Here is a 22,588-nt window from a genome sequence, read left to right on the forward strand (position 1 = left end):
AATATTAAAATAAAAACAGCCTAACAGTTATTTTTTGGTTTTGTAAATCAATTAATAGACCATTTTGGATCATCAAACTTTGTGATTTTTTGGCTTCTACTTAAGATTTCAGATAGTGGTGTAATAACGAAATTCCGATTCATGAATCTAGGGTGAGGTAATGTTAATTCCTCGTCAATCGTATGAAAATCTTCCCACCAAAGAATATCTAAATCGAGACATCTTGATAACCATTTCTTACCCTTTGGCGTCTTTTCTCGTCCGAAAAATTTCTCCAACATTTTTAGCTCTTTTAAGAGTAATTTCGCTTTTTTATTTGATGGTTTAGGGAAAGAGTTACTTTTTACAAGTAATAGTGTATTTAAATAATTTGGCTGCTCATTTTCAACGCCATAGGGTAATGTCTCATAAATTGAAGACCAAAAAAAGTTTGCATGAAATTTGCTTTTCTCTTCTTTTTGTTCTTTAGAACTATTTCCCCAATCATTTATTATTACCTCTATTTTTGGTTTGCAAATTAATAGTGACTCAAAAGGGCTTCCGAATTTACTATCAATATTTGCTCCGAGGGATATACATAGTCCATTTTTGATATTAAGATTTGATAATTCCACTACAAAAAACAAAGTTATTGGATAAATTCTATATCAGGCATTTTTAAAGTGATTTTGAACCCCGAGTTAAAAGAAAAAGGAGAAATAAAAGATTTAATGAAGTCAAAGGATTCTTTTAGAGCTTTCCCTTTGGCCGCAATTACAGGACATAGCTTATTAAAATTGTCTTTACTTTTAGCAGCAGTTGATCCCAGTTTAGGGGGAGTGATTATTGCTGGCGGAAGAGGTACTGGTAAGTCAGTATTAGCAAGGGGACTACATACTTTACTTCCTCCTATAGAGGTATTAAATAATGATTTAATACTGGAAAAGCTAACTAAGAAAAATAGTGGAACTTCATTAAGACCTATTGGTAGGAACCTAGATCCAGATAAACCAGAGGAATGGGATATTAGCACTAATAAATTGTTGGAGGAGGTAATTGGACCTGATTATTTGAATCAAATTGAAGAAATTCCGAAAAAAGTAAGAGAGGCTCCATTTATTCAAGTTCCCATTGGCATAACTGAAGACAGGCTTGTTGGATCAATTGACGTCGCTGCATCATTAAGTACTGGGGAACAAGTTTTTCAACCTGGAATTCTAGCAGAGGCTCATAGAGGTGTTCTTTATGTAGACGATATAAATTTATTGGATGATGGCATTGTAAATTTAATTCTTGAAGCCACAGGAAGAGAGAAAAATAATATTGAAAGAGATGGTTTAAGCCTTTCTCATCCCTGTAAGTCCCTTTTAATAGCAACTTATAATCCTGAAGAAGGTGCTCTAAGAGATCATGTTTTAGATCGTTTTGCCATCGTGCTTTCTGCAGATCAATCTATTGATAATGCTCAAAGAGTTGAGATTACAAAATCTGTTTTATCGCACGCACAAAATAATATTAAATTCTCAGAAAAATGGTCTGAAGAATCTGATAATTTATCCACTCAATTAATTTTGGCAAGGCAATGGTTAAAGGATGTCAAGATAACAAAAGAGCAAATAACCTATTTAGTTAATGAAGCCCTTAGAGGAGGAGTAGAAGGTCATAGATCAGAATTATTTGCAGTAAAAGTAGCGAAGGCTAATGCAGCTCTTCGAGGCGATGAGAATGTAAATTCTGAAGACCTAAAAGTCGCAGTAAGATTAGTTATTCTTCCACGAGCCATGCAAATACCGCCAGAAGATGATGATATTCAACCACCCCCTCCAGAGGATCAGAGTCCCCCACCCCCACCTCAATCAAACAATGAAGAGTCTGAACCTGAGACAAGTGAAAATGATAATGAGCAAGACCAAGAACAAGAAGAGGATAATTCTGATGGAGAAGAAGAATCTACTCCTGAAATACCTGAAGAATTCATATTAGACCCTGAGGCATGTATGGTGGATCCTGATTTATTGCTTTTTTCATCAGCTAAAGCTAAAGCAGGGAACAGCGGGAGTAGATCAGTCATATTTAGCGACAGTAGAGGAAGATATGTAAAACCTATTATTCCAAGAGGTAAAGTTAAAAGAATTGCTGTAGATGCTACCCTTCGAGCTGCCGCTCCTTATCAAAAATCAAGAAGATTAAGGAATCCTAATAAATCAATAGTTATTGAAGAAAATGATTTTAGGGCAAAGCTTCTCCAAAAAAAGGCGGGGGCTTTAGTAATTTTTCTGGTTGATGCTAGTGGCTCTATGGCTTTAAATAGAATGCAAAGTGCCAAAGGTGCTGTAATAAGACTTTTAACTGAGGCATATGAGAATAGGGATGAAGTAGCTCTTATTCCTTTTAGAGGTAATCAGGCCGAAGTGCTTTTGCCTCCAACAAGATCAATCACTGCTGCAAAAAGAAGGTTGGAAACAATGCCTTGTGGTGGTGGATCTCCTTTGGCACATGGACTGACACAATCAGCAAAAGTAGCAAAAAATGCTCTTTCAACAGGAGATATAGGTCAAGTTATTGTTGTAGGGATCACTGATGGCCGAGGGAATGTACCATTAGGATTATCTCTAGGACAAAATGAGGTTGAGGGAAAAGATAAGGAAAATGAAAATGTCGATTTAAAACAAGAGGTTTTAGATATCGCTGCAAAATATCCTATGCTTGGGATAAAACTCTTGGTAATTGATACAGAGAGAAAATTTATAGCAAGTGGATTTGGTAAAGAATTAGCAGAGGCTGCTCAAGGGAAATACGTCCAATTGCCAAAAGCTACAGATAAAGCAATCGCAGCTATGGCTTTAAATGCTATCAATGAATTCTAAATATTTCTTATGGATAAATCTCGTTAAGGAATTTTGAAAGTCCAATCGTTAAATCTCTTATGGATTTAGTTAATTCTTTATCTTGTGTTAATTTTTCAAAATCATCACTCATATCATCTATTTTGGTTGAGATAGACCTTGCAGCACTAATTGTCAATTTAATGTCATTTAGGGTTTCCTTATCATCAATACTAGACAAAATGTTATTTAAATGATTAGCTGCAATTGTAATTTCTTTAATCAGAGGTTCAACTCTTTGTAGTTCTTGTTTCGATAAATAAATTAATTCATCAAGATTTTCTTGTGTTGTATCAAATTGGTCAATTGAGTTAACGATGTTTTCAATTAGGTTTTCTTGATTTGTGTCTTTTAAAAGTTGACTTATTTTAGTAGTTATATTTGAGAGACTAGATAGTTGCTTGCCTGTGATAGTGTCTCCCTGACAAATAATTAATTTGGTATCGCATTTTTCGGATATAGGTTTTGCAATGTTTTTAGGGATTGTCTTGTCATTAGTTTCTAAAGCAACTTGCACATCACCTCCAAGGAAAGAATTTGTTACTACCCTTGCAAATGCTGGCCTTGGAAGAATAATATCAGGATTATTTAAAACTATTTTTGCTTTAATTGATTCATTCGTAAACAAGATATCCTCTATTGATCCAACTAAGATTCCTCTGTAAGTAACTGGAGATTTTTTTGATAAACCGCTTGCGTTATTGAATTCAGCAAAGAGGTGCCAATTTTTTGAAGATAATCGCACTCCTCTTAGCCAAAAAGAAAAAAATGCGAATATTAAAATTCCTCCTAATAAGGAAAAACCAACTATTGAATCTCGTAAGCTTCTACGCATAATTGCTAAATGTCTTTGGGTTGCATTGGACCATCAAGTTTTCCATTTCTAAATTGAAATACATAGGGATCCTTACTCCTTTTAAAATCATCAATCGAGCCTGCCCATCTAAATTTGCCTCCATAAAGCATTAAAACTTTATCTGAAGTCCTTTCTATAGTACTAAGAACATGGCTAACCACAATAGATGATCCACTAGCTTTATCATTTGTCTTATTAATTAAATCTTCAATTCTTGATGAGGCAATTGGATCAAGGCCAGCAGTTGGTTCATCAAAAAGTAATAAAGGTTTAGACTTTGCATTGAGTGTTTGATCAGTAATTAACGCTCTAGCAAAACTAACTCTTTTTTGCATTCCTCCGCTTAATTCATTTGGAAGTTTATTCTCAACATTAAATAATCCTACCTCAGCTAAGCATTCACTTACTATTTCATGAATTAACTTTTTAGATAGGTTTTTATTTCTCTTAAGGAGAAAACCTACATTTTCTTCAATAGTTAAAGATCCTAATAAAGCCGGGTTCTGAAAAACTAGTCTTACATCAGGAGGATTATTTTGATCTAATCTTAAATATGTTTGCTTCTCACCAAATATTCTTAATTCTCCTTTGGTAGGTAATATGAGTCCTGCCAATATTTTTAGTATGGTTGATTTACCAGAACCTGAGGGGCCAACAATAGCTAATTTCTCTCCATCATTAAGTTCAAAATTTATTTGATTAAGCACATTAACTTCGCCCCAGCTTATTGAGAGGTTTTTTGTTTCAACTGCATGTTTTGATTTTTTCAAAACTTATATAAAGACAATCTACATATATTATTTTGCCTATTTTTTGAAATAAAAAAAGGATGTATGAATTTGATTTATAATGTTTCTATATAGTTTTTAAATTTGAGAAAAATAATTTAAGAGGTTTTTTAATGAATAAGAGTAAAAAAAGGGTAAGAAGGTATTACAAAAATTTTAAAAAGTCTAAATTTGACTTATTAAAGAAAATCTTAAGAATTTTGAGTTGGCTTTTGCCAGGATTGGTAATAAAAAGATGGATGTTTACATCTGCGATAGGGTTTTTGACTACATTATTAGGCGTGGTAATTTGGACAAATTTAAAGCCGCTCTATTGGCTTATTGAAATCTTCTTCTCGGTAATTACAGGTTTAACTAGCATTTTGCCTGTCTCATTCATGGGACCATTGATTTTTGTTATTGGAATATTATTAATAGGGATTGGACAAAATAGAAGTATTAATTCTATTCAAAAAGCGCTTGTTCCAGAAAAAGATACATTTTTAGTTGATGCATTAAGAGTTAAAAGTAAATTAAACAGAGGTCCTAATATTGTGGCGATTGGGGGCGGTACAGGCTTATCTACTCTACTAAAAGGCTTAAAAAATTACAGTAGTAACATTACAGCAATAGTAACTGTATCTGATGATGGTGGAAGTAGTGGAATTCTTAGAAAACAATTAGGTGTGCAACCTCCCGGAGATATTAGAAATTGTTTGGCAGCCTTATCAAACGAAGAACCTACCTTAACTAGATTATTTCAGTACAGATTTTCAGGAGGAAGTGGTCTGGAAGGTCATAGTTTTGGAAATCTATTCTTGTCAGCTTTAACAACAATTACAGGCAGCTTAGAAAAAGCAGTTCAAGCCTCTAGTAAGGTTTTAGCGGTACAAGGTCAAGTTTTACCTGCAACAAATATTGATGTTATGTTATGGGCCGAATTAGAAGATGGTGAAAAAATTTTTGGTGAAAGCAAGATCAGTAAAACTAAGAAATTAATCTCGAGGATTGGTTACTTACCAGAAAATCCTTCAGCTCTTCCAAGTGCTCTTGAATCTATAAAAGAAGCTGATTTAATTGTTCTTGGCCCAGGTAGTCTATACACTTCTTTATTGCCTAATTTGTTAGTACCAGAGATAGTAGATGCCTTATTGCAAAGTAATGCTCCTAAAATTTATATAAGTAATTTGATGACTCAGCCTGGAGAGACAGATGGACTTGATGTCTATCAACATGTCAAAGCAATAGAAAAACAATTATCAAATTTTGGAGTTAACACTCGAATTTTTAATTCAATCTTATCTCAGATTCAATTCGAAAAGTCTCCATTAGTAGACTATTACGAAAGTAGAGGGGCAGAGCCTGTCCAATGTAATAAAGAAAAATTATTATCCGAGGGTTATTATGTTTTGCAAGCACCATTATATTCAAAAAGAATTACTCCAACCCTTAGACATGATCCAAGGAGACTAGCCAGGGCAGTAATGTTTATTTACCGCAAATTAAAAAGATTAAGTTAATAAGCATCTTGAAGTTCATAGAAATCTGGCTGAATATAATCTTTTCGCAAAGGCCATCCTCTCCAATCTTCAGGCATTAATAATCTTTTGGGATTGGGATGATCAATAAAATTTATTCCATACATATCAAAAGTTTCTCTTTCTTGCCAATCACTTCCTTTGAAAATTTTATATAAGCTAGGGATTGATAAGTCAGAATCTCTTTTTAAGAAAACTTTTAATCTGACTTCTTTAATTTTTTCGATTTTTTGTAAATCATCAACAGTTATAAAATGGTAGAAACTTACAAGATTTTTGCCTGGTCCCTCATCATATCCTCCTTGACATTGGAGATAGTTGAAACCGTAATTTCTTAAGGCAGATACTGCCTCATATAATTTGTTAGGTTCAACAGAAATGTTTTCAATTCCTATGTGATCATCAGGTAAAGATTGATTTGAAATTCCATCTTTAGACAAAGATTGGCTTATAAAGCCTTCTTTTTCTATAGAAGTGTCTGAGGATTTGGCTAAACCGTCTTTTTCCATTAATTTTCTGCAGTATCAATAATTTCAGCTTTTACGTTCGTCTCAGGCAATTCAGTTATTTTTTCTTTTTTGGAGGAAGGAATGGCGTTAGCTGAAGTTTTGTTTAGATATTCACCCGTATTTTCTGAGAAAACGAGATTCATTTCATGATCAGATGTTATGTATCTGTGTGTTTGTTCAGTTTTTGTGCGCTCTAAGATTGATTCATTACCAACTTTTTTTCTTAATTTGATTACTGCATCAAAAATTGCTTCTGGTCTTGGTGGGCATCCTGGAAGGTATAAATCAACTGGTATCAATTTATCAACACCTCTTACAGCAGTTGTAGAATCTGCACTAAACATTCCCCCTGTGATTGTGCAAGCACCCATAGCAATAACATATTTTGGTTCAGGCATTTGTTCATAAAGTCTCACTAGGGCTGGGGCCATCTTCATAGTTACTGTTCCTGCAACTATTATCAAATCTGCTTGCCTTGGCGAGCTTCTAGGTACTAATCCAAATCTATCAAAATCAAATCTAGATCCGATTAAGGCAGCAAATTCTATAAAACAACAAGCAGTTCCGTACAAGAGAGGCCATAGACTGCTTAGTCTGGCCCAATTATGAAGATCGTCTAAGCTTGTCAATATGATGTTTTCGCTTAAATCTGTAGTAACTTGGGGTGCCCCAAGAGGGTTGCAAGTTCCTTCTCTAATTTCTCTTATTGCTTTTGGGGATAATTGTGGATTCAATTTTTTAGCTCCATTCTAAAGCACCTTTTCTCCATGCGTATGCCAGGGCAATAACAAGTATTGCTATGAAGATTAAAGCCTCAATAAAAGCTAATAAGCCTAATCTATTGAAGGCAACAGCCCAAGGATAAAGGAATACTGTCTCAACATCAAATATAACGAAAACCAAGGCGAACATGTAATAACGAATATTAAATTGAATCCATGCCCCTCCGATAGGCTCCATTCCAGATTCATATGTAAGTTTTCTTTCCCCTGTTCTGCCTTTTGGGGCAACGATGATATTAGTAACTAGAGCTAATACTGGAACAGCTGCAGCAATTAGAAGAAAACCTAAAAAGTATTCATAGCCAGTTAATAAAAACATCTTAAAAAATTAATTTTGAATAAAAGTCGCTTAATTAAGCAAAATCTTTTAAAGTTCTTAAAGAACAATAATAAACCGTGAGTGAAAACATTCAACCAGCCTCTGAGGAAAACAAAATAGTTGAAGATTTTGAGAAAGATGAACTTTCTGAAAATACCTTAGGAGTAAATGTTGAACAACCTGCCCTTAATCTAGAACAAAATAGATTCGAATGTAGAAGTTGTGGATATATTTATGATCCTTCTGAAGGAAATAAAAAATTAAACATACCTAAAAATACCCCTTTTTCAGAATTGGATGGGAATACCTTCGCATGCCCTGTTTGTCGAGCTGGTAAAAATTTTTACAAGGATATAGGTCCTAAATCTAAACCTAGTGGTTTTGAAGAAAATTTAGTTTATGGCTTTGGTTTTAATAGTTTACCTCCTGGACAAAAAAACATATTGATTTTTGGAGGTCTGGCTTTTGCTGCTGCTATGTTCCTTTCTTTGTACTCTTTGCATTAATATATACAAATGAAAAAAATTATTACTAGTATTCCCAATCTTCTTTTATCAGTTCTTATTTGTTTTGTATTGAGCAGTTGTTCATCTACAGGAGTAAAGATGAGTGATAGTAGCCCTTGGAAGACAATTCAGTTTGAGGACCAGGCTAATGCTTTAGATGTTGATTTTATAGATGATAAAAATGGATTTTTAGTAGGTTCTAATAGACTTATTATGGAATCTAATGATGGAGGAGAAACTTGGGAAAAAAGAAATTTAGATTTACCAAGTGAAGAGAACTTTCGTCTTCTGGATATTGATTTTAAAGGTGAAGAGGGGTGGTTAATAGGTCAGCCTTCATTAGTTATGCATACACTTGATGCAGGAAAGAATTGGACACGTTTATCTTTAGGTAACAAATTACCAGGCCAACCATTTCTAATTACAACTGTAGATGCTGGTGTTGCAGAATTGGCTACCACTGCAGGTGCTATTTATGAAACATCTGATAGTGGTGAATCATGGAATGCAAAAGTTGTAGATGCATCTGGTTCTGGAGGTGTAAGAGATTTAAGAAGAACTAATAAAGGAGATTATGTCAGTGTTAGTAGTCTAGGTAATTTCTTTTCTACTTTAGAAAAGGATAGTGATGCATGGATAGCTCATCAAAGAGCCAGTAGCAAAAGAGTTCAAAGTATTGGTTTTAATCCGGAAGGAAGTTTATGGATGCTTTCTAGAGGAGCAGAAATTAGATTTAACGAAGATACTAATGACCTAGAAAATTGGTCAAAGCCTATTATTCCAATTCTTAATGGATACAATTATTTAGACATGGGATGGGATCCAAATGGTGATATATGGGCTGGCGGGGGTAACGGAACTTTAATAGTAAGTAAAGATCAAGGTAAAACTTGGAATAAAGATCCTATAGCTTCTGAATTGCCAACAAACTACATTAAAATAGTTTTTCTTGATAAGGAGGCTTTAGACAATCAAAAAGGATTTGTACTTGGCGAGCGTGGTTATATTCTTAAATGGAATAGCTAACTCTGAAAGAATTGAGTTAATAGTAAAAAAAAAATTAATTTTTGAATGATTTAGCAACTGTCTGTAACCAACCTGTTAATTTCTTCGCGAACTTATGATTTTACACTGTAAGATCATAGGGTAAACATTTGTGATTATGGCCGCAGGTTCAACGGGTGAACGCCCATTTTTTGAAATAATCACCAGTATTAGATACTGGATTATTCATGCAGTAACATTACCAGCTATCTTTATAGCAGGCTTCTTATTTGTATATACAGGCTTAGCCTACGATGCTTTCGGAACTCCTCGTCCAGATAGTTATTTCCAATCATCTGAATCTAAAGCACCTGTTGTAACACAAAGATATGAAGCTAAATCTCAACTAGATTTAAGAACAAAATAACAATGACTAATTCTCAAGCTCCAATGCAGGCTGCGGAAGTCCGCGTTTATCCTATATTTACTGTCCGTTGGCTAGCAGTTCACGCTCTAGCTATTCCATCAGTATTCTTCTTAGGTTCTATTGCTGCTATGCAATTCGTAGCCCGATAAATTTAACTATCATGCAAGTAAACGAAAATCCTAACAAAGTTCCAGTTGAACTTAATCGTACAAGCCTTTATTTAGGCTTATTATCAGTCTTTGTATTGGGAATTTTATTTTCCAGTTACTTTTTCAATTAAATTAAAATTATGAGTAAATTAAAAGGACCTGATGGAAGAATTCCAGATAGACTTCCTGACGGCAGACCAGCAGTTGCATGGGAAAGAAGATGGACTGAAGGGACTCTTCCTCTATGGCTTGTTGCTACAGCAGGTGGAATTGCAGTTATCTTCGTTTTAGGAATATTCTTCTATGGTTCATACCAAGGCGTAGGAGCTGGAGGTTAACAAATCCTTACCTTAACCTGATAATCACTTATATCAAATAAGCCTAATAAGAATCAGTAAATATCCTTAGCTTCTCTTTTGTGGAGCTTGGGATATTTTCTTTTTTGGTTATCAATCCATCTTTTAATGAAAAATGAGACTTACTTTTTGGTCTTTCTTTTTCAATTAATTTAGCTACTTCAAATATTATTTTATTAGCCACTTCAGTATTTGATCTGAGATTATCCAAAACCATCTCTACAGAAACTTCTTGATGAGTTTGATGCCAGCAATCATAATCTGTAACCATAGATAAAGAGGAGTAAGCTATTTCAGCTTCTTTAGCTAATCTTGCTTCTGTGTGGTTCGTCATTCCAATTATTGAACATCCCCAACTCCTATATAAATTAGATTCTGCTCTAGTTGAGAAAGCAGGACCTTCCATTGCTAAATAGGTACCCCCTCTGTGCAATTGTCTACCGCCAGGAATATTTTTTTCTCCTATTTCACTTAATATACGTGATAAATTTGTGCAGAAGGGATCTCCCATGGTTACGTGAGCCACTGCTCCATCGTTAAAGAAGGTTGAAGGTCTATTTTTTGTCCGGTCTATAAATTGATCTGGAACCACTATATCAAGTGGCCTTATCTGTTCTTGTAATGAACCAACTGCTGATGGAGCAATAATCCATCTTACTCCTATTGATCTTAGAGCCCAAATATTAGCTTTGTAAGGGATTTCAGAAGGATTTAAACTATGTGTTCTGCCATGTCTAGGAATGAATGCTATCTCTAGGTTTCCAAGTTTATATACTTTTATTGAATCAGAAGGTTTACCATAGGGAGTATTGATTTCTAGTTCTCTTAAGTACTCTATTTGATCCATTGAATAAAATCCACTTCCACCAATCACTCCTAATCTTGATTTTTCAATTGGTAATAAATGTTCTTTATCCATAGTGATGTAAATGACTGTTAATCATCTTGTATTAATTGGAGGAGGACACTCAAATGTTTCTTTATTGAAGAAATGGGTAATGTTTCCGAAATTAATGCCAGAAATTCCTGTTTCAATTATATCTAGAGATTCTCATTTGGTTTATTCGGCGATATTCCCATCGGTGATTTCAAAATCAATCACTTTAGAGGAGAGTTTAATTGATATAAAAACTTTAGCAAAAAATGCAAAAGTATCTTTTATAGAAGAAGAAGTTCAGGATATTGATTTCAATTTAAAGAAAATTGTTTTAAGTAATAGACCTTCAGTTAATTATTCGAAGTTGGTGCTTAATTATGGAAGTCAAACAATAATTCCAAAAGAATTTGAATCACTAGTTAAAAATCGAAATGCTTTTTCAATTAAACCTTTTTTAAAGGCTTATGACTCAATACTAAAAGAGGACATTTTTGATTCAGTTAATGAACTTCCGTTTGTAATTGTTGGGAGTGGCCTTGCTGCAATTGAAGTATCATACGCTTTGAGAAAAAGATGGGGAGATAGACCTTTAAAACTATTATGTGATTCAAGAAAAATTAATAATACAATTCTAAAAAGTTTACGGAATTCCAATATTGATTTAGTTGAAAAACTTAATTTTGATTATGGCAAGATTCTTTTATGTACTGGAAATACATCTCCATTATGGGCACAAAAAAAATTTTTAGATTCGGATTCTCATGGCAGAATAATCACAAATCAGAATTTGCAGATAAAAAGTTTCTCTGGAATCTTTGCTGTGGGTGATTGCGCAGTTGTAGGTTCAGCAAAAAGACCAGCATCAGGAGTTTTTGCAGTAAAAGTTGTAAATACACTAGTCCAAAATCTAAAAAAAGATATAGAAGGGAGATCATTAAAAAAGTGGTTTCCTCAAAAGATCGGATTGCAAATAGTAAATATATTTCCAAGCCATCATCCAAAGGCTTTTGCTATTTATCGCAATTTTGTTTTCGGCCCTTCGTTTCTTTTTTGGATTTTAAAGAATAGGATTGATCTCAATTTTATTAAAAAGTTCAGATCAAAAAGGCTAATTATGAAAAGTCGTGAAAAAAATATTTCATTGAATGATTGCAGAGGATGTGCAGCTAAAATACCTCAGTTTGTTTTGAATAAATCATTAGTAAATTCTAATTTAAATTCTTTTGCCTCATCACCTGAAGATTCAGTTGAGATATATCAAAATGGTCAAGATATTATCTTGCAAAGTGTAGATGGATTTCCTGCTTTGTTAAGTGATCCTTGGCTTAATGCAAAAATTACTACTTTGCATGCTTGCTCAGATTTGTGGGCATGCGGAGCAAAACTTTCATCCGCGCAGGCTTTAATTTCATTACCAAAAGTTGAGAGGGAATTTCAGAGTTACCTCTTTTCTCAATCACTTCAAGGTATTAAATCAACAGTTGAGGATCATGGAGGTGAATTACTTGGAGGCCATACTTTCGAGGCAAGAAGTTTAGTAAATAAACCTTATTCATTAGGAATAGATATTTCTTTAACAGTTCAAGGTATTTTAAAAAATGGAGCAAAACCATGGCTTAAATCTGGAATGAATATTGGAGATATTCTCATGATGTCTAGGCCTCTGGGCGTTGGGATTTACTTTGCAGGTCAAATGCAAAATATTAATATGCTAGGTAGTTCTTCTGAAATAATTAATAATTTAGTAAAGAGTCAGCAATATTTGATTGATGAAATTTATCTTTTTCAAAATCAATTTAAAGAATCATTAGTCAGTGCTGCGACTGACATTACTGGATATGGATTTATTGGACATCTTAAAGAAATGGTTGAATCTTCTAATTTATATAGGCAAAGCAAAAATCTCAAGCCACTAAAAGTTTTATTAGATTTATTTGCATTTAAAGCGTATCCAGGTGTATTTGATTTAATAAGAAAAGATGTGAAAAGTACTTTCTTTGAATCTAATCAAGAAATTTTTGACAAAATTTGTAAAGTAAATAAGCAAAAAAGAATAATTAATTTTTTAAACGAAAATTCAATAGATCAAGAGACTTTTGACGAGAAAATATCATTACTATTAGATCCTCAAACATGTGGACCCTTGTTAATTAGTTGCAATCGTAAATATGAAAATGTTCTAAAGGATAAATGGTACAAGGTTGGAGAAGTTGTAAAAATGTAATTAATTTCTATTTAATTTGTCAATCTCCAAATATCTTAATCTTTTGATTTCCTTACCCATTTTCTTCCCTGGATCCCATCCTTCTTTTTTTAATGTTTCTCCATCTTTTTTTGATTTTACGTATTTGTAAATAAATAACCACTTAAATAATTTACGCCAGTATGGTCCTCCATCACAAATTAATAATTTGACTGTCTCATCATTAAGGTTTCTGTCCTCAATAAATTCTGTCCAACTTGATGGAGAAAAATGATTGAAATTTTTTTGATTTGTATTTAATATCTTTTTGATATTTAAATAATCTTCTAATATTTTTATCTCACTATTATTTACCAAAAATCTTTGGCAGGCTTTTTCTAAATCTTCTGAATCTTTTAATAAGTAAAGCATGTGATTTCCCTTTAACTTCTTAATCCAATTTAGTCCTCTTAAAAACCTTCTATCGACTTTAATATTTTTATTTAAAATTGAGATAATTTCCCATTTATGAATTATCGAAATTACATTAGTCAAATTATCGTGTTTGCATATTTCAGCTAGTTCCATTCTTATTCGTATCCCTAGTCCAGGAGGAAAAATTATTTTCTGATGAGTTTCTGAACTTTTCCATGGCCATTGTCTAACTGTTTCTTGAGATTGTTTGAGGGAATTATTTGAAATATTGAAATCTAACCTTGAAGCATATTTTGCACATCTAATTAATCTACTTGGATCATCTGAAATACTATTACTATGAAGTAAGGTCAATCTTTTACTTTTTATATCAGAAATTCCTCCATAAAGATCATAGATTTTCCTTGTCGAGACCTCGAAGGCTATTGAATTTATAGTGAAATCTCTCCTCTTAAGATCCTCCTCAATAGTACTTTTATTTACTGTGGGATTTAAGCCTGGAGCAGAATAAATTTCTTTTCTTGCAGAAGCAATATCAATTTTATAGTTATTAATATTTATTTCGACAGTGTTGTATAAATTAAATTCCTTAATTAGACATAAATCTACATCTACAATATTTTTTTTTATAAATTTTGCAAGAGAAATAGAGGATCCTTCAATAACAAGATCAATATCAACAGGTTTAGAAAACGATTTTTTGTGGAATTTACTAATTAATAAATCTCTTAAGTATCCGCCAACAAAAGCTACTTTAGTATTCTTATTAGATTCAATGTATTTAGCAATTAGGTTATATAGATTAAATGGAGTTTTGATTAATTCCCCTTGGATGTAATCAGAGATATCGTTCATGAGTTTTAACTTACATAACGAATTGGAGCTAATCTGGGATCTAGAATTTTACTTCCTTTATCACCAAATTTTACTGCTAAAGATATTTTTTCCCCACTCCCAAAAATATGTATGATTTCACCTTTCCCAAACTTTGAGTGTATTAGCTTATCTCCAACTATCCAGCTTTTACCTTTACTGGGACCTGAATATAATTTCCTTACTGCATTTATTGGTTTGTTAACAAATTCATTTGGATTATTTCGATCAACTCTAGTTAAACGATCAAGATGCCAATCTCTTTTAATTGAAGCACCACCAGTTTGTGGTAATTCGCCATCCATTAAATCTTCAGGTATTTCTGAAAGAAATATTGAAGGAATTGTTGCTTCACGCATTCCACCCCATAATCTTCTTTCTCTGGCATGACTTAAGAAAACTCTTTCTTTAGCTCTAGTAATACCTACATAGCATAATCTTCTTTCCTCTTCAAGAAGTGAGGGAGTATCTACTGATCTATGGCTAGGGAAGAGACCTTGTTCTAGCCCAGTGATAAAAACATTTTGAAATTCTAAACCTTTACTATTATGCAGAGTCATCAAAGTTACAGAGTTGGGATTATTTTTCTTCGTATCATTATCAGTTGTTAAGGCTGCTGTAGAAAGAAATCCCTCTACATCTCCACTTTCTGTTTCTTCTTCATATTGAGTTGCTGCATTAATTAGTTCTTGTAAGTTATTTCTTCTATCCTCAGATTCTTCAGTACCACTAGAAAGCAAGTCACTTAAATAACCACTTTTTTCTAGTATAAGTTGTAATAGTTGAGCGGGGCCTGCATTTTCTAGGTAACAAAGTAGATCATTCATAACTTCAGTAAATTTATTAATTCCTTTTGATGATCGGCCTATTGTTTCTTCCAGACTTTGCTTATCATTAAGAACCTCCCATAATGGGATATTTAACCTATTAGATAGTTCATTCAGTTTTTGAATAGTAGTCTTACCAATCCCTCTTCTAGGAACATTTATGATTCGTAAAAGACTAACATTATCTGAAGAATTAACCAGAACTTTCAAGTATGCTATTGCATCTTTAATTTCTCTTCTATCATAAAAACGCAATCCTCCAAAAATTGTATAAGGAATGCGCCACCTTACAAGAGATTCTTCTAATACTCTTGACTGAGCTCTGGTTCGATATAAAATTGCAAAATTTTTCCAAATTGGGTTTTGATTATAGTTATTGAGTGATTTTATTTTATTGGTAATTGCTTCTGCCTCGGAAATTTCATCATCACAGCTGAGTAACGTTAAAAGTTCCCCTTTTTCTTTAGTAGCCTTTAAAACTTTGTCAATTCTTTCAGAGTTGTTTTCAATTAGTGAGTTCGCAGCATCAAGGATATTAGAAGATGACCTATAATTTTCTTCTAATTTAATTAAAGATGATTTTGTATCATCATTAAATGAAGTTTTAAAATCCTCTTGAAAACCAATTAAAATTCTGAAGTCAGCTGCTCTGAAACTATAAATACTTTGGTCAGCATCACCAACTACAAAAATTGACCTATCTTCCCAATTGAAGAATTTTTTTGGTTCGGTATTTCCAGCCGTAATTAATTTTATAAGTTCATATTGTGTTCTATTTGTATCTTGATATTCGTCAACTAAAATATGTTTAAATCTTTTGTGCCAGTAATCTCTGACTATATCATTTTGCCTCAATAAGAACACAGGCAAAAGTAGAAGATCATCAAAGTCTAAAGAATTATTTTTCGAGAGCGAAATTCTATATCTCTTGTAGGCTTCAGCAACTGTTTTATCAAAATTATTATCTGCTTTTTCTAAAAGATCATTAGAAGTTAAGCATTGATTTTTAGCATTACTTATTAATCTCTTAATCTTTTTGGGATCATATCTTTTAGGGTCAAGATTCATATCTTGACTGATAATTTCTTTTACTAATGTTTGAGAATCTGTTTCATCGTAAATTGAAAATTGCCTTGTCCATTTTAGGCCTTCTGGATCAGTATATTTTTCAATATCGTATCTCAGAAGTCTTGAAAATAAAGAATGAAAAGTACCTATCCAAAGGTTCTGAAGCCTTTCTTGGTGAACGTTTGTTCTTAATTGATTTTGATCAATTTCTTTGAGAGTTGTCCAAGGCTGACCAAATTGATTTAAAGCTAATTCTTGGGCTAGAAGAACCTCTAATCTTGCTTTCATTTCTTTAGCAGCTTTGTTAGTAAAAGTGACAGCAAGAATGTTATGGGGATCTATAGAGTTATTTTCAATAAGATTTGCAATTCTGTGTGTAAGAGCCTTAGTTTTTCCGCTACCTGCACCTGCCACAACTAATAATGGCCCATAAACATGTTTTACTGCTTGAAGTTGCTCATTATTTAAAGATTTAAAAAGAAAATTGTTGTTTTGAGGCACTTTTGGAGGGGTTTTCAAAAATTAGACTTTACTATGAGGTTCAGATTCCGTTTCTAGGTCTTCTAACGCTTTTTTTAAATTTATAAGTTCATTATTGTTACTAATTATTTCTTCAAATTTATTTTGAGGCATCCTTAATTTAATACTGCGGTCAAGAATTTCTTTTTCCAATCTCTTTTTGTATGAGGAAATAAGTTTCTTCGATAATTTTAAATCTTGTTGATCCAAAACTTTATTAAAAAGTAATTTTATATTAGCGGAAAAAATTTTTTTATTTGAACTATTTCAACTATCACTTTGGAATAAAGTTATTAATTAAGAAGCATTGCGTTAATTTTGAAATTGTATTGTTTTTATTAGCTTTGTATTATTCTAAGATTCTAACTTAAAATTTTACTTGAGGAATGTCAGTTTCAAAGAATAATCAACTAATGTCTGCTGATATGAAATTAAATGATCTAAGTAATATAAAAGAATTTATAAATAGTGCAAACTCAAGATTAGATTCAATAACCTCAATAACTAATAATTCGCATGCAATTGCAGCAGACGCTGTAACAGCGATGATTTGTGAAAATCAAGATTCAATTAATTCAAAAATATCTTTAAATACAACTAACAAGATGTCCGTTTGTTTAAGAGATGGAGAAATAATCCTAAGGATTGTTGCTTATCTTTTAATTTCTAATGACGAATCAGTTTTAGAAAAAAGTTGTTTGAAGGATCTTAAAAATACTTATCTTGCTCTTGGGGTGCCTTTAAGAAATGCAAGAAGGGTTATTGAATTAATGCGAGATGCAACAATCTCTGATTTAAATTCTACAGTTAACAATATGCAAGGAAACAAAAGCTTCCTTCCTGATTTAATTTCTGAAACAGAGTTTCAATTTGAAAGGATAATTAATCTTTTAAACTAGCTAAATTTCTTATTTCAGAAGTATGGGAAGTCTGTATGACTGAGTTATTTTCCAGATTTCTAATAGTAGAAAATCTGGATCTTATGTGAGTGGATAAAAAGGAAATTCTTTCTTCAGAAACTGTTGATTTGTAAAAAGTTTTAATGTGTAAATTATTTTGTACATCAACGAAATAATTTGAAGATGAAATAAAAGATTCTGTATAACCTTTATTTCGTAAAACAATTCCTGAATTTTCATCCTTGGGTAAAAATATCAAAATTGTTTCATCTTCTTCACTCATATCATCATCTTCCCAATCACTAATAGCTTGCCATTTTATATGAATTGCTATGCTTTTTATGTTTAAACTTAGTTTGTAATTTTTAAAAATTTCAACAACTTTTTTATTTTTCGGGTTGATATGTTTTATATATATTTTACTAATTGAGTTTTCAAATTCCTGAAAAGTTAAAGTATGAGTGCTTCTTATTGATTTCCACTCTCCTATACATTTATCAAGAAATTGATTAATTGTTAGATTCTTCGTCAAGTTTATCTTCTTCAGAATGATTTTCTGCTTTTTGAATCATTCTTACCATTGAATCCACCATTAATCTCTTTGCGGAAGTAACTTTTAATCCAGAAGGTGTGGTTGATATTTGTTCTCCAGGGCGAGCATATGAAGTTGGTCTAAATGGATTCATCTAAGAACTTTAAAAAATTAATCGATTACTATTCTTGCATGAATTCTTATTCATATAGTTGTTGTTTGCAAAAATGTCATATCTCTATTGTTTTTTCTTATAAAATTTTAACTGTTTTGTTATTTAGGCATTTTATTTTTTGCTAATCCTGAAAGAGTCGCTAGAGCAAACATTCCCAATAAAGCAATTCCTAAAAATAATCCTGCTCCCTGGCTAACTCCAGCTCCCACTGCTACAAGTATAGAGTCACTGATTAGAAGACTTATTAATAATGCTGGAGTAAATATTTTCCAGCGAGTACCTCCAATACCAATTGCGTAGCTTAGAAAATCAAAAAGGCCAGTCATTAGTAACCCAGTCATAAGAAAGAAATTTTCTTCTAGTTGGTTCTGATTAAAACTTTCAATTTTTTTCATTGCTTTCGGGCCTACTAAATTACGTACAGGAACCCGACCATAATTTCTTGCAATAAAGAAGGCAGCTTGGCAAAAAATAATATCAGAAAAGATTATTGTCATGTAACCTTTTTGAAATCCTAGTAATGAACCGGCTAGCAGAGAGTAAGCTGAACTTGGAAGGGCAGGTAAAATAATACTTACTCCTCTGAGTATGAATATTCCAAAAGGAGCCCAAATCCCCATACTTTCTACTTTGTTCCTAAGAGGTTCAATCCCATAATTTTGGATTAAATAAATCAATACTACAAATATTGCGATAAAAAAAACTATTGAAAGAAATTTCTGTATTTTATTCATTATTTTTCTAATTAACTTATTGGAAGTAGGTTTTAATTTAATATTTGATTGTATCTATAATAGAAATACTAATCAATAAAAATTTTTACAAACTTTTAATCTTATATTTCCTACTAATAAAAATTTGTATTCCATCAGTAGTCATGATTCATTCTAAGGATAAAGTTAATTCAATATTTTTTAGAAATATCATTAATTTAGTCCTTTCGATTATCGTTTTCTTTTGTATTTCAATAAAAAAATCAGAAGCTTTGCCTCATGAATGGGTTGGAGTCCCTAAAAGTGAATACGGAGAGCAGTTATGGGATAGGCAAAGTATAAAAAGGAATGAAGATGGTTCTGTAAGAGTATTGAGTAAATTTATTCCCAAAACAAAAAGTGAAATTACTAAGGATATTCTCTACACAATGGATATAAATTGTTTTGAAAAATCATTTAGAGATGTTGATGTCTCAATAGATAAAGTAAATAGTAATTTCAATGATTTAGCCAATTGGCAAGATCCAAATGGAGATAAACTGATTTTGGGTGTTATTGGTCAAGTCTGCAGAGTCGAAAACTAAAAATTTAAAGTTATAAAAAAATGCGAAAAAATAACGAGTTCTCAATGATTTGAAAGTATAAAACCCTGTTTAAGCAGGGTTTTAAAGGTGCCAGGACCCAGATTTGAACTGGGGACACGGCGATTTTCAGTCGCCTGCTCTACCAACTGAGCTATCCCGGCTCTAACCTATATACTTTAAATTAAGATGTGTAGTTTGTGAAACCCTTTTAATTAAAAATTTTAAATCTTCATCAAATATTTTAAAAAATCTTTATTTTGAATTAATCGCTAACAAGGCAGTACCAAATGAAGTGGTTTTTTGGCATGAAATTATAGGTATGTTAATAATGTTTTCTCTTATTTTTCTCCACTGTGGGTTCTTTGAACCTCCACCAATAGTAATAATTTTTTTTGGAAGTGAACCTGTTAGTTCGCCTAGCTTTTCCCATCCTTTCAATTCGATCCTAGCTAGCCCTTCGAATAATGCATGTAAATAAAGTGAGTCGCTTACTGGCCTTGGACCAAGTATTGGCTCTAAATTAGAATTATTAACAGGGAATCTCTCTCCTTTACTATTAAGAGGCAAAAGATTTAAAGAAGTGTTTTTCGATGGATTTATTTGTCGACTGAGCTCTTTTATTTCTAAATCAGTGAAGAATTGAGATAAGATACCACATCCCGCGTTTGATGCCCCTCCACATATCCAATTGCCGTCTACTATATGGTTTGTAATTCCTTGTTTTTTTATAGGGTTGTCAATAATTTTCTTAACTACAAGAGTTGTTCCTAAAACCGTGAGACCATCTTCTTTACCTAAACCTGCAGCTATTACACTTGCATTAGAGTCAGTGGTGCCTGAGATTAATATTAATTTTTTATTCAAGTTAAATCTCTCTGCTAAATCACAATTCACTTCTCCAATAATTTTCCCACTTTTTATTATTTGAGGTAAGCATTTTTGCCATGAAGCATTGAGATAGTTTTTAGGCCATGATTCTTTTTTTAGATCCCACCCAAGTTTTAGATTATTGCCTTCTTCTCCATAACTCCAATCTTTTAAAAACCAACCAGTGATCCAATCAGATTGATGACGTAAAAGTATATTTGTCCCATATTTATCTATTAATTTTAATGCTTTAGCAAGACTACTATATGGAGTTTGCAGATAATCTTCTTCAGGAGTTAGTGATTCAAGAAGGATCTTATTTTCGCTACATGCTTGGTCATAAGGTATTGCTTCTCCTAGCGGCTCTCCTTGCAAATTTGATGCTGTTAAAGTTCCTGAGGTGCCGGAGATAGCCAATTTATTAAGGTTAATCTTCACCTCAATAGGTAAACTAGCTAAGAGATTCTCACAAGAATTGATCCAAGAATTTGGATTCTTAAAGCTGTATGAATAAGGTACTGAATTTGAATATACTAATCTCTTATGAAAATTAATTATTGATATTCTTGCACCACTGGTTCCAAAATCTAACCCTCCATAAAAATTATCAGGCATAGAAAAAATATTTTATAAAAAGATTTTGGAAGCCTCTGCTAATTTGGCTGCTTTGTCTTCTACATTTTCCCAAGGGAGCTCAAGATCTCTTCTGCCAAAATGTCCATAGGATGCAGTCTTTCTAAAAAAAGTACCTCCCATTTTTTTTGGTAGATTTCTTAAGTTAAATTCTTTTATTATTGCTGAAGGTCTTAAATCAAAGTGCTCTCTAATAAGCTCAGTCAGATTAGCTTGTGAAATAACGCCAGTATCAAAAGTTTCTACGAGAATGGAAATTGGCTTTGCTACTCCAATTGCATAACTTAATTGTACTTCTGCTTTTTTTGCTAATTTTGCCTTAACTATACTTTTAGCTACATAACGTGCAGCGTAAGCGGCTGATCTATCAACTTTTGTGGGATCTTTACCAGAAAATGCTCCTCCTCCATGTCTTGCATAGCCACCATAAGTATCTACAATAATTTTTCTGCCAGTTAGCCCTGCATCTCCTTGAGGCCCTCCTACGACAAATTTCCCCGTAGGGTTTACTAGAAATCTTGTTTTACTAACGTTTGGTTTGATTTCTAAATCTTCAGTAGCAGGTATTACAACATGCGTCCATAAATCTTTTTTTATTCTTTGACGAATTTCTTCTTCATTTGTTATGCCGTCTATTTCAGGATTATGTTGAGTTGAAATTAAAATAGTATTAATAGAAACAGGCACCCCTTTTTCGTAATCAATACTTACTTGCGTTTTACCATCAGGGAGAAGATAATTAAGGATTCCCTCATGCCTTACTTTAGCCAGTTGAATGGCTAATCTATGAGCCAAGCTAATAGGTAAGGGCATTAATTCAGGCGTCTCATCGCATGCATAACCGAACATTATGCCTTGGTCACCAGCGCCGGTATTATCTTCCAAATCATCATTCACATCATCTGCATCGTTTACTCCTTGAGAAATATCTGGTGATTGCTCGTCAAGTGCTACTAAAACAGCACAACTATTTGCGTCAAAACCACCTGCTCTATAGCTTTCATATCCAATTTCTTTTATTACATTTCTAACAAGTTTTATATAATCGATTTTTGCTTTTGAAGTTATTTCTCCAGTAAGTAAACAAAGACCCGTATTAACAACAGTTTCGCATGCAACTCTGCTTTCTGGATCCTCTGTCAATAAAGCATCTAAAACAGCGTCACTTATTTGATCACATATTTTGTCAGGATGCCCTTCAGTAACGGATTCTGAAGTGAAAATGAAATCACTCATTAACAAATAATTTTGAAATTAGATACTATCCTAAGTTAGAACTTTGTTACAAATCAATTATTGTAAATTAAAAAATACTTGTAAAAGAATAATGAGGCTTAAGTTTCGGTA

Annotated in this window: 26 protein-coding genes and 1 tRNA gene; 11 read left to right on the forward strand and 16 right to left on the reverse strand. The window is 32.6% G+C overall.

What is annotated here, in order from left to right; translation table 11 throughout:
* Positions 1 to 47 precede the first annotated feature (47 nt).
* Positions 48 to 614 carry a 2-amino-4-hydroxy-6-hydroxymethyldihydropteridine diphosphokinase gene (folK, locus tag AMO19_RS04845; RefSeq protein ID WP_075507586.1) on the reverse strand — a complete coding sequence of 189 codons (567 nt, stop codon included), beginning with the start codon at positions 612 to 614 and terminating at the stop codon, positions 48 to 50.
* 48 nt (positions 615 to 662) lie between these two features.
* On the opposite strand from folK, the gene bchD reads away from it, so the two are divergent.
* Positions 663 to 2,846, forward strand: a complete 2,184-nt coding sequence (gene bchD, locus AMO19_RS04850; protein WP_179850511.1) for a magnesium chelatase ATPase subunit D — start codon at positions 663 to 665, stop codon at positions 2,844 to 2,846.
* 7 nt (positions 2,847 to 2,853) lie between these two features.
* Here the strand turns inward: bchD and AMO19_RS04855 are convergent, their stop codons facing one another.
* Positions 2,854 to 3,699, reverse strand: a complete 846-nt coding sequence (locus AMO19_RS04855; RefSeq protein ID WP_075507552.1) for an MlaD family protein — start codon at positions 3,697 to 3,699, stop codon at positions 2,854 to 2,856.
* Between the two features lie 5 nt (positions 3,700 to 3,704).
* Positions 3,705 to 4,490 carry an ABC transporter ATP-binding protein gene (locus tag AMO19_RS04860; RefSeq protein ID WP_075507553.1) on the reverse strand — a complete coding sequence of 262 codons (786 nt, stop codon included), beginning with the start codon at positions 4,488 to 4,490 and terminating at the stop codon, positions 3,705 to 3,707.
* Between the two features lie 131 nt (positions 4,491 to 4,621).
* Here AMO19_RS04860 and AMO19_RS04865 point away from each other — a divergent pair, with 131 nt between their 5' ends.
* Positions 4,622 to 6,007 (forward strand): gluconeogenesis factor YvcK family protein, encoded by a 1,386-nt coding sequence (locus AMO19_RS04865; protein WP_075507554.1) that lies wholly within the window; start codon positions 4,622 to 4,624, stop codon positions 6,005 to 6,007.
* Here AMO19_RS04865 and AMO19_RS04870 read toward each other — a convergent pair.
* Genes AMO19_RS04870 through AMO19_RS04880 form a run of 3 tightly spaced genes read right to left on the reverse strand, consistent with a single transcriptional unit; the run spans position 6,004 to position 7,635 of the window.
* Positions 6,004 to 6,534: an NAD(P)H-quinone oxidoreductase subunit J gene (locus AMO19_RS04870; protein ID WP_075507555.1), complete on the reverse strand. Its 531-nt coding sequence runs from the start codon at positions 6,532 to 6,534 to the stop codon at positions 6,004 to 6,006. The genes AMO19_RS04865 and AMO19_RS04870 overlap by 4 nt on opposite strands.
* Positions 6,534 to 7,268 (reverse strand): NADH dehydrogenase subunit K, encoded by a 735-nt coding sequence (locus AMO19_RS04875; protein ID WP_075507556.1) that lies wholly within the window; start codon positions 7,266 to 7,268, stop codon positions 6,534 to 6,536. The genes AMO19_RS04870 and AMO19_RS04875 overlap by 1 nt, the downstream gene beginning before the upstream one ends.
* Positions 7,269 to 7,272: 4 nt before the next feature.
* On the reverse strand, positions 7,273 to 7,635 hold the full coding sequence (locus AMO19_RS04880) for an NAD(P)H-quinone oxidoreductase subunit 3 (protein ID WP_075507557.1): 363 nt from the start codon (positions 7,633 to 7,635) through the stop codon (positions 7,273 to 7,275).
* A gap of 77 nt (positions 7,636 to 7,712) precedes the next feature.
* On the opposite strand from AMO19_RS04880, the gene AMO19_RS04885 reads away from it, so the two are divergent.
* The 6 genes from AMO19_RS04885 to AMO19_RS04910 all read left to right on the forward strand — a co-directional run bounded on the left by AMO19_RS04885 (position 7,713) and on the right by AMO19_RS04910 (position 10,039).
* Positions 7,713 to 8,141 (forward strand): rubredoxin, encoded by a 429-nt coding sequence (locus AMO19_RS04885; protein WP_075507558.1) that lies wholly within the window; start codon positions 7,713 to 7,715, stop codon positions 8,139 to 8,141.
* A 9-nt stretch (positions 8,142 to 8,150) separates the two neighbouring features.
* The gene (locus AMO19_RS04890) at positions 8,151 to 9,167 is read left to right on the forward strand and encodes a photosynthesis system II assembly factor Ycf48 (protein ID WP_075507559.1); all 1,017 of its coding nucleotides are present in this window, start codon (positions 8,151 to 8,153) and stop codon (positions 9,165 to 9,167) included.
* Positions 9,168 to 9,303: 136 nt separating this feature from the next.
* Positions 9,304 to 9,552 (forward strand): cytochrome b559 subunit alpha, encoded by a 249-nt coding sequence (gene psbE / locus AMO19_RS04895; protein WP_002806020.1) that lies wholly within the window; start codon positions 9,304 to 9,306, stop codon positions 9,550 to 9,552.
* A 2-nt stretch (positions 9,553 to 9,554) separates the two neighbouring features.
* The gene (psbF, locus tag AMO19_RS04900) at positions 9,555 to 9,701 is read left to right on the forward strand and encodes a cytochrome b559 subunit beta (RefSeq protein ID WP_011375863.1); all 147 of its coding nucleotides are present in this window, start codon (positions 9,555 to 9,557) and stop codon (positions 9,699 to 9,701) included.
* A gap of 11 nt (positions 9,702 to 9,712) precedes the next feature.
* Positions 9,713 to 9,832 carry a photosystem II reaction center protein L gene (locus tag AMO19_RS04905; RefSeq protein WP_002806119.1) on the forward strand — a complete coding sequence of 40 codons (120 nt, stop codon included), beginning with the start codon at positions 9,713 to 9,715 and terminating at the stop codon, positions 9,830 to 9,832.
* Between the two features lie 9 nt (positions 9,833 to 9,841).
* Complete coding sequence (locus tag AMO19_RS04910) at positions 9,842 to 10,039, forward strand: photosystem II reaction center protein J (protein WP_011375864.1); 198 nt, start codon at positions 9,842 to 9,844, stop codon at positions 10,037 to 10,039.
* Positions 10,040 to 10,082: 43 nt separating this feature from the next.
* Here AMO19_RS04910 and mtnP read toward each other — a convergent pair whose 3' ends face one another.
* Positions 10,083 to 10,976: an S-methyl-5'-thioadenosine phosphorylase gene (gene mtnP / locus AMO19_RS04915; RefSeq protein ID WP_075507560.1), complete on the reverse strand. Its 894-nt coding sequence runs from the start codon at positions 10,974 to 10,976 to the stop codon at positions 10,083 to 10,085.
* Between the two features lie 10 nt (positions 10,977 to 10,986).
* On the opposite strand from mtnP, the gene selD reads away from it, so the two are divergent.
* Positions 10,987 to 13,158, forward strand: a complete 2,172-nt coding sequence (gene selD / locus AMO19_RS04920; protein ID WP_075507561.1) for a selenide, water dikinase SelD — start codon at positions 10,987 to 10,989, stop codon at positions 13,156 to 13,158.
* Here selD and AMO19_RS04925 read toward each other — a convergent pair whose 3' ends face one another.
* The 3 genes from AMO19_RS04925 to AMO19_RS04935 are packed head-to-tail and all read right to left on the reverse strand — an operon-like array spanning position 13,159 to position 17,048.
* A complete protein-coding gene (locus tag AMO19_RS04925; protein WP_075507562.1) occupies positions 13,159 to 14,406 on the reverse strand; it encodes a CCA tRNA nucleotidyltransferase in 1,248 nt (415 codons plus the stop codon).
* 5 nt (positions 14,407 to 14,411) lie between these two features.
* Entirely contained in the window at positions 14,412 to 16,820 is a 2,409-nt protein-coding gene (locus tag AMO19_RS04930; protein ID WP_075507588.1) for a UvrD-helicase domain-containing protein, read from the reverse strand.
* Positions 16,821 to 16,841: 21 nt separating this feature from the next.
* Positions 16,842 to 17,048: a hypothetical protein gene (locus AMO19_RS04935; RefSeq protein WP_075507563.1), complete on the reverse strand. Its 207-nt coding sequence runs from the start codon at positions 17,046 to 17,048 to the stop codon at positions 16,842 to 16,844.
* Between the two features lie 176 nt (positions 17,049 to 17,224).
* On the opposite strand from AMO19_RS04935, the gene AMO19_RS04940 reads away from it, so the two are divergent.
* Complete coding sequence (locus AMO19_RS04940) at positions 17,225 to 17,737, forward strand: R-phycoerythrin subunit beta (protein ID WP_075507564.1); 513 nt, start codon at positions 17,225 to 17,227, stop codon at positions 17,735 to 17,737.
* On the opposite strand, the gene AMO19_RS04945 is transcribed toward AMO19_RS04940, so the two are convergent.
* The 3 genes from AMO19_RS04945 to AMO19_RS04950 all read right to left on the reverse strand — a co-directional run bounded on the left by AMO19_RS04945 (position 17,721) and on the right by AMO19_RS04950 (position 19,178).
* Positions 17,721 to 18,269 (reverse strand): phycobiliprotein lyase, encoded by a 549-nt coding sequence (locus AMO19_RS04945; protein ID WP_075507565.1) that lies wholly within the window; start codon positions 18,267 to 18,269, stop codon positions 17,721 to 17,723. The two genes, AMO19_RS04940 and AMO19_RS04945, sit on opposite strands and share 17 nt — an antisense overlap.
* Positions 18,247 to 18,423, reverse strand: coding sequence for a hypothetical protein (locus AMO19_RS08535; protein WP_179850512.1), 177 nt, complete (start codon positions 18,421 to 18,423; stop codon positions 18,247 to 18,249). The genes AMO19_RS04945 and AMO19_RS08535 overlap by 23 nt, the downstream gene beginning before the upstream one ends.
* Positions 18,424 to 18,542: 119 nt before the next feature.
* Positions 18,543 to 19,178, reverse strand: a complete 636-nt coding sequence (locus AMO19_RS04950; protein ID WP_075507566.1) for a TVP38/TMEM64 family protein — start codon at positions 19,176 to 19,178, stop codon at positions 18,543 to 18,545.
* Positions 19,179 to 19,321: 143 nt separating this feature from the next.
* Between AMO19_RS04950 and AMO19_RS04955 the strand changes: the two genes are divergently transcribed.
* Entirely contained in the window at positions 19,322 to 19,741 is a 420-nt protein-coding gene (locus AMO19_RS04955) for a hypothetical protein (RefSeq protein ID WP_075507589.1), read from the forward strand.
* A gap of 88 nt (positions 19,742 to 19,829) precedes the next feature.
* Here the strand turns inward: AMO19_RS04955 and AMO19_RS04960 are convergent.
* From AMO19_RS04960 to metK, 3 genes are all read right to left on the reverse strand, one after another.
* Positions 19,830 to 19,902: transfer RNA gene (locus tag AMO19_RS04960), tRNA-Phe, on the reverse strand.
* A 91-nt stretch (positions 19,903 to 19,993) separates the two neighbouring features.
* A complete protein-coding gene (locus AMO19_RS04965) occupies positions 19,994 to 21,223 on the reverse strand; it encodes an FGGY-family carbohydrate kinase (protein WP_075507567.1) in 1,230 nt (409 codons plus the stop codon).
* Between the two features lie 12 nt (positions 21,224 to 21,235).
* A complete protein-coding gene (gene metK / locus AMO19_RS04970) occupies positions 21,236 to 22,477 on the reverse strand; it encodes a methionine adenosyltransferase (protein WP_075507568.1) in 1,242 nt (413 codons plus the stop codon).
* Between the last annotated feature and the right edge of the window lie 111 nt (positions 22,478 to 22,588).

It is taken from the genome of Prochlorococcus marinus (assembly GCF_001180245.1).
Lineage (GTDB): Bacteria > Cyanobacteriota > Cyanobacteriia > PCC-6307 > Cyanobiaceae > Prochlorococcus_A > Prochlorococcus_A marinus_F.

What these genes read in the sequence shown, in the direction of transcription:
- AMO19_RS04855 (WP_075507552.1), bottom strand. Translation starts at nt 3,699, where the DNA reads ATGCGTAGAAGCTTACGAGATTCAATAGTTGGTTTTTCCTTATTAGGA.
- AMO19_RS04865 (WP_075507554.1), top strand. Translation starts at nt 4,622, where the DNA reads ATGAATAAGAGTAAAAAAAGGGTAAGAAGGTATTACAAAAATTTTAAA.
- AMO19_RS04870 (WP_075507555.1), bottom strand. Translation starts at nt 6,534, where the DNA reads ATGGAAAAAGACGGTTTAGCCAAATCCTCAGACACTTCTATAGAAAAA.
- AMO19_RS04880 (WP_075507557.1), bottom strand. Translation starts at nt 7,635, where the DNA reads ATGTTTTTATTAACTGGCTATGAATACTTTTTAGGTTTTCTTCTAATT.
- AMO19_RS04890 (WP_075507559.1), top strand. Translation starts at nt 8,151, where the DNA reads ATGAAAAAAATTATTACTAGTATTCCCAATCTTCTTTTATCAGTTCTT.
- psbE (WP_002806020.1), top strand. Translation starts at nt 9,304, where the DNA reads ATGGCCGCAGGTTCAACGGGTGAACGCCCATTTTTTGAAATAATCACC.
- psbF (WP_011375863.1), top strand. Translation starts at nt 9,555, where the DNA reads ATGACTAATTCTCAAGCTCCAATGCAGGCTGCGGAAGTCCGCGTTTAT.
- AMO19_RS04905 (WP_002806119.1), top strand. Translation starts at nt 9,713, where the DNA reads ATGCAAGTAAACGAAAATCCTAACAAAGTTCCAGTTGAACTTAATCGT.
- AMO19_RS04910 (WP_011375864.1), top strand. Translation starts at nt 9,842, where the DNA reads ATGAGTAAATTAAAAGGACCTGATGGAAGAATTCCAGATAGACTTCCT.
- mtnP (WP_075507560.1), bottom strand. Translation starts at nt 10,976, where the DNA reads ATGGATAAAGAACATTTATTACCAATTGAAAAATCAAGATTAGGAGTG.
- selD (WP_075507561.1), top strand. Translation starts at nt 10,987, where the DNA reads ATGACTGTTAATCATCTTGTATTAATTGGAGGAGGACACTCAAATGTT.
- AMO19_RS04925 (WP_075507562.1), bottom strand. Translation starts at nt 14,406, where the DNA reads ATGAACGATATCTCTGATTACATCCAAGGGGAATTAATCAAAACTCCA.
- AMO19_RS04940 (WP_075507564.1), top strand. Translation starts at nt 17,225, where the DNA reads ATGTCAGTTTCAAAGAATAATCAACTAATGTCTGCTGATATGAAATTA.
- AMO19_RS08535 (WP_179850512.1), bottom strand. Translation starts at nt 18,423, where the DNA reads ATGAATCCATTTAGACCAACTTCATATGCTCGCCCTGGAGAACAAATA.
- AMO19_RS04950 (WP_075507566.1), bottom strand. Translation starts at nt 19,178, where the DNA reads ATGAATAAAATACAGAAATTTCTTTCAATAGTTTTTTTTATCGCAATA.
- AMO19_RS04955 (WP_075507589.1), top strand. Translation starts at nt 19,322, where the DNA reads ATGATTCATTCTAAGGATAAAGTTAATTCAATATTTTTTAGAAATATC.
- AMO19_RS04965 (WP_075507567.1), bottom strand. Translation starts at nt 21,223, where the DNA reads ATGCCTGATAATTTTTATGGAGGGTTAGATTTTGGAACCAGTGGTGCA.
- metK (WP_075507568.1), bottom strand. Translation starts at nt 22,477, where the DNA reads ATGAGTGATTTCATTTTCACTTCAGAATCCGTTACTGAAGGGCATCCT.